The 12,964-nt window shown below is 61.2% G+C and carries 6 protein-coding genes; all 6 read left to right on the forward strand.

Translation table 11 applies throughout. The features are described from left to right. Nucleotides 1–214: 214 nt before the first annotated feature. Nucleotides 215–2,707 carry a type I restriction-modification system subunit M gene (locus ACUN0C_RS11630; protein ID WP_445466535.1) on the forward strand — a complete coding sequence of 831 codons (2,493 nt, stop codon included), beginning with the start codon at nucleotides 215–217 and terminating at the stop codon, nucleotides 2,705–2,707. A gap of 92 nt (nucleotides 2,708–2,799) precedes the next feature. Continuing rightward, entirely contained in the window at nucleotides 2,800–4,002 is a 1,203-nt protein-coding gene (locus ACUN0C_RS11635; protein WP_445466536.1) for a hypothetical protein, read from the forward strand. Continuing rightward, nucleotides 3,999–5,825, forward strand: coding sequence for a DUF262 domain-containing protein (locus ACUN0C_RS11640; RefSeq protein ID WP_445466537.1), 1,827 nt, complete (start codon nucleotides 3,999–4,001; stop codon nucleotides 5,823–5,825). Before ACUN0C_RS11635 ends, ACUN0C_RS11640 begins: the two co-directional genes overlap by 4 nt. Nucleotides 5,826–5,979: 154 nt before the next feature. After that, the gene (locus ACUN0C_RS11645; protein WP_445466538.1) at nucleotides 5,980–6,825 is read left to right on the forward strand and encodes a hypothetical protein; all 846 of its coding nucleotides are present in this window, start codon (nucleotides 5,980–5,982) and stop codon (nucleotides 6,823–6,825) included. Next, nucleotides 6,822–9,833: a type I restriction endonuclease subunit R gene (locus ACUN0C_RS11650; RefSeq protein ID WP_445466539.1), complete on the forward strand. Its 3,012-nt coding sequence runs from the start codon at nucleotides 6,822–6,824 to the stop codon at nucleotides 9,831–9,833. Before ACUN0C_RS11645 ends, ACUN0C_RS11650 begins: the two co-directional genes overlap by 4 nt. A gap of 1,702 nt (nucleotides 9,834–11,535) precedes the next feature. After that, entirely contained in the window at nucleotides 11,536–12,366 is an 831-nt protein-coding gene (locus tag ACUN0C_RS11655; protein ID WP_445466540.1) for a DUF3618 domain-containing protein, read from the forward strand. The last annotated feature ends 598 nt before the right edge of the window (nucleotides 12,367–12,964 follow it).

Consider the following 12,964-nt stretch of genomic DNA (forward strand, 5'->3'; position numbering starts at 1 on the left):
CTCGCTCCAGCCCCGTGCCAGACCCACGGCGCGTAGCACCACCTGGCCATGGCTCTGAAGATCGTTACGATGACCAGAAGGATGCGCGCGCGCGAACGGAGCGGGTGGCGGCGCAAGGAAACCGGGCTTAGATCATCTCGGCCCTTGCGGGACACGCTCAGCCTTTGGATAACACTACCAAGCGGGTTCTGCACCGACGATCCGCTATCGTGGATTGAGAAAAATCGTGACAGGCCCAGCACAGAACCGGTTCCTCGCGGTACTTGAGCAGCTTGGGGGGACTGCCGGGAATGGCAGGCTTCGGAAGGCACTCGGTTGGGATGAAGCGACTTATGACGGCGTAAAGGCGGCGCTGCTTCGGGAGCGGCTGATCGCTCCCGGCCGGGGGCGCGGCGGATCGGTGTCGCTCGCCTCGAAGCCGTCCGATAACCCCGAACGGCGGCGGCGCACGGATCAGCAGCACCGCACTCAACCCGCGCAACCGGTGACACAGGCGCCAAAGCTTCAGCCAGGGGAGGGCGTCGTCATTTCTCATGATCTCAACTCTGCTCAAGCGTACCGAAGTGCTGATGAGGCCGAGGGTCCGCTGAAGAGGAACTCCAGGGCGCCAGGGCTGCGGAATGATGTGCGCGGAGCAGTTCCGCACCGCCAACTCGGCCGCCCGGTACCCACCGATGGGTCAAGCAGGACCGGGTCTCGACCGAAACCTGATAACCAGGCGCTCGGCTCGTTCATCTGGTCCATAGCCGAGATTCTCCGGGGTGACTTCAAGCAGTCGGAGTACGGCAAGGTCATCCTGCCATTCGTCGTGATGCGCCGCCTTGACTGTCTGCTCGAGGCCTCCAAGGACAGCGTCCTCGCAGCTACCGAGACGCTCCCCGACGGCATCGACGACGCAACGCGCGACATGATTCTGTTTGGTGCCGTCGGCAACAACATTAAGGTCTACAATCTTTCGCGCTTCACCTTCGACAAGCTGAAAGGTCAGGAACCGGCGCAGCTGCATTCGAATCTCGTCGACTACCTCACCAAGTTCTCCGCGAACGTGCGCGACATCTTCCTCGACAAGTTCCTGTTCACCGACCAGCTCAAGCGCCTCAAGGATGGCGGCATATTGTGGCCGGTGTTCGAGCGCTTTTGCGAGATTGACCTGCACCCTGACAAGGTCTCGAACGTCGAGATGGGTTACCTGTTCGAGGAGCTCATCCGCCGCTTCTCCGAAATCTCGAACGAGACGGCGGGTGAGCACTTCACCCCCCGTGAAGTCATCCGCCTGATCGTCGACCTCCTGATCGCCAACGATGATACCAAGCTGACCGGTCGCGGCATTATCCGGCAGGTCTATGACCCGGCATGCGGCACCGGCGGCATGCTGACCTTGACCGAAGAGGCGCTGAAAGACTTCAACCCGTCAATCCGGGTCGAACTGTTTGGTCAGGAGCTCAATGGCGAGTCATTTGGCATCTGCAAGTCCGATATGCTCGTGACGGGTCATGACCCCGAGCAGATTGCCTTCGGCAACACGCTCACCCAGGACGCGCACAAGGACAAGCGCTTTCACTACATGCTTTCCAATCCCCCTTACGGCGTGGATTGGAAGAAGTATCAGGACCCGATCAAGGCTGAAGCCGAGACGCTCGGCTTCGACGGCCGCTTTGGGGCGGGTACGCCGCGCATCTCAGATGGGCAGCTGCTTTTCCTTCAGCACATGATTTCGAAGATGCGCGATGACGAAGCCGGCTCGCGCATTGGGATCGTCATGAATGGCTCGCCGCTCTTCACTGGCGGCGCCGGGTCCGGCGAGAGCGAAATCCGCCGCTGGATGCTGGAGAAGGACTGGGTCGAGGCGATCGTCGCTCTCCCGACCGACCTCTTCTACAACACAGGCATTCAGACCTATGTGTGGCTTCTGACGAACCGCAAGCCGGAGAACCGCCGCGGCAAGGTCCAGCTGATTGACGCGTCGAGCGAGCGATTCTGGAACTCGATGCGAAAGTCGCTCGGCTCCAAGCGCCGTGAAATCCCTGACGAGGCAAGGGCCGAGATTGTCCGGATTTACGCCGGCATGCTCAACGGCAACGGCGAGTTCTCGAAAATCTTCGACACCGCCGACTTCGGCTACCGCGAAATACGGGTCGAGCGGCCATTGCGGCTGAATTTCCAGGCAAGCCAGGAGCGCATTGGCCGGCTGCGCGATGAGAAGGTCTTTCAAAAGCTCTCCGATGACGAGCGTGAGGAAATCGAGGTTCTCTTGCTCGGGATGGGAGAGACCCTGTTCAGAAACCGGAACGCGTTCGAAAAGGCTTTGGACAAGGCGCTCAAGGCCGAAGGCGTCAAGATCGGCGCGCCGGTACGTAAGACGATTTTGTCCGCACTTTCCGAGCGGGATGAGGAGGCGGACATCTGCACCGACAAAGACGGGAATCCGGAGCCGGATGCCGAGCTGCGCGACCACGAACTGGTGCCGCTGAAGGAGGACTGGCGGGACTATGTGGCGCGAGAGGTCAAGCCCTTCGTGCCGGATGCCTGGGTCGATGAGAGCCACCGCGACGCCCGTGACGCCGAGGTGGGGCGCGTCGGCTACGAGATCAACTTCAACCGGTATTTTTACCGCTACGTGCCGCCGCGCCCGCTGGAGGAGATCGATGCCGAGCTGAAGGCGCTTGAAGCCGAGATCGCGAACATGTTGAAACAGGTGGCGGCGTGACTGGAATCCGGCTCCGCCATCTGGTCAAGGTTGGTCCACGGCCGACGTTCAGTTGCGATCTTTCGGCGGATGCGGAGGTCACTTTCGCACCCATGAACGCGCTAGCCGACGGATTGGGCGGCTTGGATACCTCTCTGACCCGGCCGCTCAATGAGGTGGCGGCAGGTAGCTACAATTATTTTGCCGATGGCGACCTGCTTCTCGCTAAGGTCACACCCTGTTTCGAGAACGGGAAGAAGGCATTGGCTAACCGCCTCTTGAATGGCATCGGCTTTGCCACATCCGAAGTCCACGTCATACGGCCCGACACTCGTCGCATCGATACTAAGTTCTTGCTCTACCTCTTGAGTTCGGAAGAGTTTCGTGCGGGGGGCATGGCCAGCATGACCGGTGCCGGCGGCCTACGCCGCGTCTCCGAAGCCGCGGTCTTAAACTACCGGCCTCGAGTTACAGATCTCACTACCCAGAAGGCTATTGCGGATTTCCTCGACCGCGAAATCGCCTGCATTGATCAGTTGATCGAGAAGAAGCAGCGATTTCTCGGTATTGCTGGCGAACGTTGGCTCGCAACTCTCAACCATATCATATTTCCAAGTAGTCCGGATTGGACACGCTTACCCTCCGGCTGGCGCAAGGTGTGCCTGAAACATCTGACCGATCCGAGGCGACCGATCATGTACGGCATCGTTCTGCCCGGTCCGAATATGGAAAATGGCCCGATGATCGTAAAGGGGGGAGACGTGAAGCCAGGGCGGCTTCACCCGGACCGCCTTTGCCGAACGACATACGAAATTGAGACTGGCTACGCTCGGTCGCGGCTAAAATCAGGCGATCTTGTTATCTCTATACGTGGTGGAATAGGAGATATCGAAATTGTTCCGCCAGAAATTGATGGCGCCAATCTGACCCAGGACGCGGCACGTATTGCACCGAGGAACGGCGTAGACCGCGAATGGCTGCGTTTTGCACTTTTATCCTCGGCAGTCTTTCATCCGCTCGAGGCGCGCTCACTTGGCGCAGCCGTCCGCGGGATCAACATTTTCGATCTGAAGCGAGTTTTTGTTCCTGAACCCCCGCATCCCCTCCAAGCTAAGATCGCTCGAGATCTGAAGCGGCAAGAGGCCAAACTATCGCAGCTGCGGGAAATGGTGGAGTTGCATACCGAACGCCTGCGCGAGTTTCGCGCCGCCCTCATCACCGCCGCCGTAACCGGGAAAATCGACGTTAAGAGTTGGGGCAAGCGTGGGGAGACCGATCGCCGACTTGATCAGATTCAGGAGACTATGTGCGCATGAGGGAAATACTTGGTAAGGCGAAGACAGTTCGCGAGCTCCTGAAGGGCGTAAAATACTCGATCGATTATTATCAGCGCGAGTACAAATGGGGTGAGAAGCAGGCGTCGGAGCTGATTGATGATCTGACCGGGAAGTTCCTGGAGGAGTACCAACCGGGACATTTGCGCAAGAAGGTGGCGGAGTACCCGAACTATTTTCTCGGCTCGATCATTATCAGCAAGAAGGACAGCGCAAGCTACATCGTCGATGGGCAACAGCGTCTGACCAGCCTCAGCCTGCTTTTGATCCTCCTGATCAACCTGCAGCGCGGTCGGCCCGATCAGGTCAATATCGAAGAGCTGATCGTCTCCGAGAAATTCGGCGATAAGTCCTTCAACCTTGATGTCGATGAGCGCAATCCGTGCATGGAAGCCCTCTATGAAGGGTCGCCCTTCGATCCTTCAGATCGGTCGGAATCGGTCCAGAACCTCTTTGCCCGGTATCAGGATATGGAGGCGGCGTGGCCGGAGGAGCTGCGGGAAGAGGCGCTGCCGTACTTTATTGACTGGCTGCTCGAGAATGTGCATCTCGTCGAGATCACCGCCTACTCGGATGATGACGCCTACACCATCTTCGAGACGATGAATGACCGCGGGCTCTCGCTGAGCCCGACGGACATGCTCAAAGGCTACCTGTTAGCAAACATCGACGAGAAGAAGCGCATTTCGGCCAACCAGCGCTGGCGCGACCGGTTATTGGAGCTGAATGAGGCCGGGAAGGAAGTCGAGGCGGACTGCTTCAAGGCGTGGCTCCGCAGCCAGTACGCGACCAAGATACGTGAGCGCAAGAAGGGCGCAAAGCCCGAGGATTTCGACCGCATCGGCACGGAGTTTCATCGCTGGCTGCGGGATGCCAGCGGGTCCGTCGGGCTAAAGGGCTCTGAGGATTTTTTCCGGTTTATCGACCGGGATTTTGATTTTTATGCGAAGCAGTATCTGCGGTTGATGGAAGCCTCCCGGCAGCGCGTGAAGGGGCTGGAGCACGTCCAGTACAACGCGCAGCACGGCTTCACCCTGCAGTACATGCTGATCCTTGCGCCGCTGAAGCCGGATGACGACCCGGCGATCGTCGACGCCAAGATCAGGATCGTTGCGCGCTTCGTCGATGTGCTGCTCGCCTGGCGCCTCTGGAACTTTCGCAGCATCGCCTACTCGACGATGCAGTACGCAATGTTCCTGGTCATGCGGGACATTCGCGGACTTGAGGCGCGACCGCTCGCAGAGCGGCTGGTCAAACAGCTGCAGGACGAGACGGAAAAGTTCGCGAGCAACGAGCGGCTGCGCGTCCACCAGCAGAACCGCTACGCGATCCACCGGCTCTTGGCGCGCCTAACCGACTACGTCGAAACCCAGTCGGGGCAGACTTCCCGCTATCAGGAGTACATCGCGGACGGGCCGGGCCGGTATGAGGTTGAGCATATCTGGGCCGACCATCCTGAGCGGCACACGGACGAGTTCTCGCATCCTTCGGACTTCGCGGAGCACCGCAACCGGATCGGCGGGCTGCTGCTGCTGCCAAAATCCTTCAATGCCAGCTACGGCGATCTTCGCTACGGAGAGAAGCTGAAGCACTACCGAACGCAGAACCTGCTCGCGCATTCGCTCCACCCGGATTGCTACACCCATAATCCGGGCTTCGTGCGGTTCGTGAACGAGACGAAGCTGCCGTTCCGGGCGCATTCGGAGTTCAGGAAGACCGATATCGAGGAGCGCAGCCATCTCTACCGTTTGTTAGCGGAGCGGGTTTGGGAACCAAAAGCTTTGTTGCGTGAGGTGCCGGCATGAACGACTCTCACATGCCCAAGAGTGGACGATGGCCTTGGCGGAGGCTAACCGCAGAAGTCGCCTGGACACCTGTTCCACATTCCAGGGAAGGCGGTGCCTAGTGCGACAATGGGTGAACAGAGAGGACGTTAGCTCCAGCCACAGCTTCGAAAGTTTGCATTCGGGGCTGACAGTCGAGCTGATCGCGACTCCCCGCGCCGAGCTGATGACCTGCCGGCCTGAGGAGACAGTTGCCTCTGTCATCGCGCGCAACGTGGAGGGCTACGATTTCCTGCCGGTCGTGGAGCAGCCTCCTGGGCAGGCGGAGCGCATCGTGGGTCTTTTCCACGCTACCACGTCGTTTGAGTCTGACGACGCATGTACAATCGCAGAGCACTTCCTCCCGTTGTCCGAGGAGTATGTGATCGGCGCCGACGGAAGCATCCTCGACTTCGTCTGGGATGCCGATGAGAAACCCTGCCGGCTTGTCATTTCAGGAGCCCGGGTCGTCGGGCTGGTCAGCCTTTCCGATCTTCAGAAGCTGCCCGTCCGCGCAGCGCTGTTCGCCCTGATTACCGGGCTCGAGATCACGATGGCCGAGACCATCAGGCGCGTGCACGCGGCGGACCAGGGCTGGATGCCTTTCCTGAGCGAAGGACGAATAGCGAAGGTCAAGCGCCAGATTGCCGCCTCGCGTAAGGATGACGGCTTCGTCGACTCTCTGCTCTTTACCCAGTTCTGCGACAAAGCCGACATCGTTGTGAAGTCGTCCATGCTGCCGCTCAGCAGGAGCCAGGCTCGCGAGCAGCTGGAGGCAATTCAGGAACTCAGAAATAGCCTCGCTCACGCCAACGACTACGCGGCAGTCCCCGAGCAGGCCCGCAACGTGTGTGCGGTCGTTCGCAACCTCATCAGCCTTAAGGCTCAAATTGCGGCAGTGCCGGCTCCGGCACCGCAGCAAGCGATCGAATCGGCACCTGGCCCCATTGAGCTACAGGCATATGGGAGGGCAACATCATGACCACCCATTTCGGCCATACGATCCATAAGGAACTCGTCCTAGAGGACCACCTGCTCGCGCAGCTTGTTTCCGGACAAGGCTACGAGTTGCGAACACTTGACAGCTACGACCGAGCGAGCGCCCTCGATCGGGAACTCGTTCTTCGGTTCGTGAAGGCTACGCAGCCGGAGGAATGGGCGAAACTGGAAGCTCATTATACGGCATCGGCAGAGTCGCAGTTCTTCAAGAATCTCGAGAAGGCGCTGAAGTCACGCTCCACGCTCGACGTGCTCCGGAGCGGCTTCAAGATGATTCCCGGCATCAAGTTCACCACCTGCTTCTTCAAGCCTGCAAGCGCTCTCGAACCGAAGCGCGTCCAGGAGTACGAAGCCAACATCCTGTCCGCGATCCGCCAGGTCCGCTACAGCCTAAGGTCTGAAAACGCTATCGACGTGGTTCTCTTCGTCAACGGCATTCCTGTTGCAACGCTCGAAATAAAGAATCTCCTGACCGGCTCCACATTCAAGCACGCGGAGCGGCAATACCGCACCGACAGGTCGCCGGCGGGTGAACCGCTGCTCACCTTCAAGCGCGGGGCGCTGGTGCATTTCGCGCTCGACGAGGACAACGTGTCCATGACGACGCGGCTTGCGAATGGCAAGACCCGGTTTTTGCCATTCAACCGTGGCCGGGATGGGGGTGCTGGCAATCCCGATCCTGACACCGATGACGAGTTTCGTGTTGCATATCTCTATCGGGACGGCTCGTGGGGAAAGGCGATCTTCTCGCGCGAGGTGTTGCTCGATGTGATCGGCCGCTTCATGCACCTTGAGAGCAGCGAGCGGCATGAGGCCATGACCTTCCCGCGGTTTCAGCAACTCGATGCCGTCCGCCGGATCATGGCGCATGCGCGGACATTCGGGTCGGGGCACAACTACCTGATCCAGCACTCCGCAGGATCGGGCAAATCGAACACGATTGGCTGGGCCGCTCACCACGCCGTCAATCTGCACGATGAGAATGACCAGCAGGTATTCAACACCGCGATCATCGTAACGGACCGGATCGTGCTTGACCGGCAGCTCCAGAACACGGTTACGCAGTTCGAGCAGACGCTTGGTGTGGTCAAGAAGATCGATGGCACATCGCGCCAGCTTAAAGATGCGATCGCCATGGGCGCCCGCATCATCGTCACGACGATTCAGAAATTCTCGACAGAGCACCTGAAGGAGATTTCCGGGCAGGGGAGACGGCGTTTTGCGGTCATCGTGGACGAGGCGCATGGCAGCCAGTCCGGCAAGTCTGCTCAGGCAATGACGGAAGCGCTGACCCGCGAGGCGACCTCGAGCGATGATATCGAGGACATGATCGCCGTGTACCAGAAGCAGCGCGGACCGCAGGCGAATATCAGCTTCTTCGCATTCACCGCGACGCCGCGTAATGTAACGCTGGAGCGGTTTGGCGTGAAAGGGCCGGACGGCCTGCCGCACCCGTTCCATCTCTACTCGATGCGGCAGGCGATCGAGGAAGGGTTCATTCTGGACGTGCTCCAGAACTACATGACCTACAAGGCGTACTATCAGCTCGAGAAAGCGATCGAGGATGACCCGGAGCTGAGCGGAAGGCGCGGCCAGCGTAGCGTTGCGCGGTTCGCTTCGCTGCATCCCACGGCCATAGGGCAGAAGGTCGAGGTGATCGTCGAACACTTCCGCCGGCATGTCATGGGCGAGCTCGGCGGGCAGGGGAAGGCGATGATCGTGACGCAGAGCCGCGAGCATGCGCTGCGCTATTATTTCGGCGTCGGAGACTACATCAAATCGAGAAGCTACGCGGACCTGAAGGCGCTGGTCGCGTTCTCTGGCGACCTCAAGGTGGACGGGGAGACCTACACCGAACCCGGGGTGAACGGCTTTGCGGAGACCGAGCTGCCGGGGCGCTTTGACGGCTTCAAGCCCGACGGCACGCCGTACGCCGAAACCTACCAAGTCCTGATCGTCGCCGAAAAGTACCAGACCGGCTTCGACCAGCCGAAGCTCTGCGCGATGTATATCGACCGGAGGCTCGCCGGCCTGCAGGCCGTGCAGACGCTCTCGCGCCTCAACCGGACGAAGGCCGGCAAGGAGCGGACCTATATCCTCGATTTTCAAAACACCATGGAGGACATCCAGGCGGCGTTCCGGCCGTACTTCGAGGCGACGAGCCTCGAGGCGATGTCAGACCCGAACCAGGTCTATGAGCTTGAAGGGCGGCTGCTGCAGTTCGGTTATCTCGATAAAGCGGAGATCGAGCGGTTCGCCGAAACCTACTACAAAGGCCCGCTCGACAGCAGCGACAGGGCAAGGCTCGAAGGTCTCGTCCGTCACGCGCTGGCGCGGTTCGAGGCCGAGGAGGATGAGGGGCAGCAAGAGGAATTCCGGCAGCTGCTCCGCAGCTATATGCGCTTCTACAGCTTCGTCGCGCAGGTCATCCGGCTCGAGGATACCGGGCTCGAGAAACTCTATTCCTATGCGTCTTGGCTTTCCCGCCTGCTGCCGAACCGGCAGCTGCCGCCCGAGATAGAGATTACAGACGACATGCTTCGCCTTCAGGCCTTCAAGGTCGTGCAGAACGAAGAGGGCAGCGCTGCCCTGTCGCCGGGGGAGAGCGATCCGCTGCAGGCGATCAGCGGCTTTGGCGCCAATCCTTACACCGAAGACGAGAAGCGCGAGCTTTCCGAGATCGTGAAGGCCTTCAATGACCGTCACGGTACCGAATTCACCGAAGCCGACATGATCCGCTTCGAGCAGGTCAATCGCGAGGTCCTCACCGAGGACATGACCGAGATGCTCCGCAACAATCCGCCGGACGTAGTCTACGCCGCCTTCCGGGATGCCTTCTTCCAGGGCGCGATCCGGATGTTTCGGCGCGACAACGAAATGCGAAGCATCGTGTTGAGTGATGCCGTAGCGCGCGACAAGGCCACCCGCCATTTTTTTGGGCGAGCTCTTAGAGAGGCTAAGGATACAGTCCCGCGACCACTGACCCGGTAACCGACGGCCGTCAATGTATGCAGCTCGGTTACAGAAATCTGCTATGCAGGTCCGGCAGAATGCCTACAATTGTTGGGCAGTGAAGCATTACCGTCGACGATTTGGCAAGTGAGGATGTGGTGTGTCGCAAGTCGGAACTATGCGAGACGTATGCCTGGAGCCAAACTGATATGTCCCGGATATCAAATCGTATGCACGAGAAATCAACCTTTTTTCCGATCTCGACATATCCACGATGTTCGTCAGGTGTACTACGGTTTGTAACGGTGACGATAAGGTCAACTGTTGACGGTGAGGTTGAGAAAAGCTCGCGATCTGCACGACTTAGCCGAAAAAGTCGCTCTTCATGAACATCTTTCGAGTTCAAGTCCATATAAGGATGGGTATGGAAAGATCCCAAGAATTCGAGATCTACTGATATATCACCTACGAATCCGTTTATCAGATCTATCCCACGGTCGTTTGGCATAACTTCGTTGCCATTGCCTTGGCTGGTGCTGACAACGCTCGCTTTCCTAACTATTATGGTAGGTACGTCTCCCGATTTCACGTTTCCGAACAAGCTTCCATAAATCTCAACTCCTGTGCCGCCTCCTGACGCATCGTCTTGTTCTATTGACGGTGCAATAGTCATCTCAACAGCGGGAATCAACATATCGAGAAGTGCGTACTCAGTTATATGGACGACATACCCGCCACCAGCCTTAAAGACCATCGAAGTGCATCTCCCGGCGCATTGGTATGTATATGGCTTTGTACCTCAATTCCCTAGTGCTGTGAATCAGGAAAGTCAGCTGGAACGCGCGGACACCCCTTTCGTCGATGAGGATCAGACAAGCTTACGAGATCCAGTCGGTCCGTGAGCCAAGCATGCGCGGCAGCACCGTCCGGGCGCGCCCGCAGGAACAACGGTCGCCCACCTCCGGCGACCTTCTGGCCCCTTCTCACCGCCGGAGTATCAACGATCGTCACGACCGGTTGCTGCACTGCGCCGCGCGTTATAGCTTGCCCGGACCGCCGTCGGGGCTCCTTCCTGCTGTGCTGCCGGACCCAGACAACCAGTCGCATCATGTTGGGGTGGCGTGCCGCACCGGGTTAGACCTCGCTGGCGATTCGAGGTCGGATAAGGGCTGAAGAGTCCGTGCGTCACAATCCTGTCACACCCACACCAACGGCTTCGCCTTCAGGGGGCTTGCAGCGGGAACTTCCGCCCCTAAATGAGCCGGGAAACAGCTTCGAGTTTAAGGACGATTTCTTAAGGATCTTCAGAGCCATGGCCAGGTGGTGCTACGCGCCGTGGGTCTGGCACGGGGCTGGAGCGAGAACCTTGCCAAGGTTGGGGTCGTGGGTTCGAATCCCATCGCCCGCTCCAGTTTTCCGGACGACATCACGCCGAATTCGGCCGTAAAGGCCGCCTGCTTCGGCCGCTCGCGGGCGCAACGCCCTTCCCCTCTATGCAGAGGCGTGCGGGGCGGAACGCGCCGCTTCGCTTTGGTCCGCCAATCCTCTCCAATTCGCCCCGGGCCGATCGCCAGGTCGTGCTCTCGACCGGTGCGCCGCCTGCCGGATCGGCTCGTCCGGCGCGTACCGGCGTGGAACCGCGGCGTCGCGACGCCTGTTATGTGCTTGGCTAAGTATGCCCGCGGCGACCGGCGACCGGCGCCGAGAGCGGGCCGAGGTCTGGCGGGGAGCGAGGATGGCGATGAGCAGGAACGCAGAGGCCGACCGGCTGGAGCGCGAGGTCGAGGAGACGCGGGCGCATATCGCGGACACGCTCGACGCGCTGCACGCCGAGGTGAACGCGCGCGTCGACGAGGTGAAGGCGCGGCTCGATCCCGAAACGCTGAAGCGGCAGGCAAAGGACTATGCGCGGGAACGGGCGCACGAGATGGCGGCCAATGTCGGCTCGAGCCTCGGCGGGGCCGTCGCCCGCCATCCGGCGGCGGCGGTCGCGCTCGGGGCGGCAGCGTCCTGGCCGTTCCTGAAGATGGCCGCGAAGATCCCGCTGCCGGTCTACATGATCGGTGCGGGCGTCGCGCTGATGCGCCCGCTCGACGGCTCGCCGCCGCTCGCCGGGCGGAGGGCCGGCCGGGCGACCATGCGCATGCAGCACCGCATGGAGGACGCCGCGGAGTCGGCGCTGGAACGCGGCGCGCATGCGCGCGAGACGATCGCGGAGGCCTATTCGGAGGCCGCCTCGGGCGTCCGCCATGCGGCCTCGGGGGCGGCCGAGGCGGTTGGCGGCGCCGCCGCGAGCCTGCGCGCGGGCGCCCGGGAAGCGGCGGAAAGCGTGGCGGAGACGGGCGAGGGGCTGATGGAGGCCTGGCGCGAGCGGCGGACGCCGCCGAACGCCTATCGGAGCGGCGCCGCCTATCGCGATCCGGGCTTCGCGGACGGCGCCGGGCCGAACCCCTGGGCGCTCGCCCTCGTCGCCCTCGGCCTCGGCGCGGGGGTCGCCTCCTATGTCCCGAAGATGCTGGAGGAGGAGCGGCGGAAGCGCGAGATGGAGGACATGCGGTATCGGCTGAGGTGACACCGGGGGCGCGCGCAAACGCCCGATCGGACGGCGTGGGCGGCACTGGCGGAGGCGGCGCCGGGAGCAGTCAGCAGCCCGCACCGAACCGCCCGCGCCCCGGCCCCTTTCTCTGTCGTCATGCCCGGGCCTGACCCGGGCATCCAGAACAGCCCCCGCCGCACTGCTCGCGCCGCGCCTGGATCGCCGGATCGAGTCCGGCGATGACGACAGTGGGGGAGGCGACGCGGAGAACCGCTCCGCCGCTGGTCCCCTCTCCGTCGTCACGCCCGGGCCCACCCCTCTCTCTGTCGTCATGCCCGGGCTCGACCCGGGCATCCAGCACAGCCCCCGCCCCACGGCACGCGCCCCGTGGATCGCCGGATCAAGTCCGGCGATGACGACAGTGGGGAGGCGAGGCCGACGACAGGGGGGGCAGGCCGGGGCGAAGACCGCTCCTCCGCCAGCGCCCTTTCTCTGTCGTCATGCCCGGGCTCGACCCGGGCATCCAGAACAGCCCCCGCCGCACGGCTCGCGCCCCGTGGATCGCCGGATCAGGTCCGGCGATGACGACAGTGGGGTGAGGCCATGCCGACGACAGAGGGGAGGCCATGGCGAG

The organism is Faunimonas sp. B44, assembly GCF_052655945.1.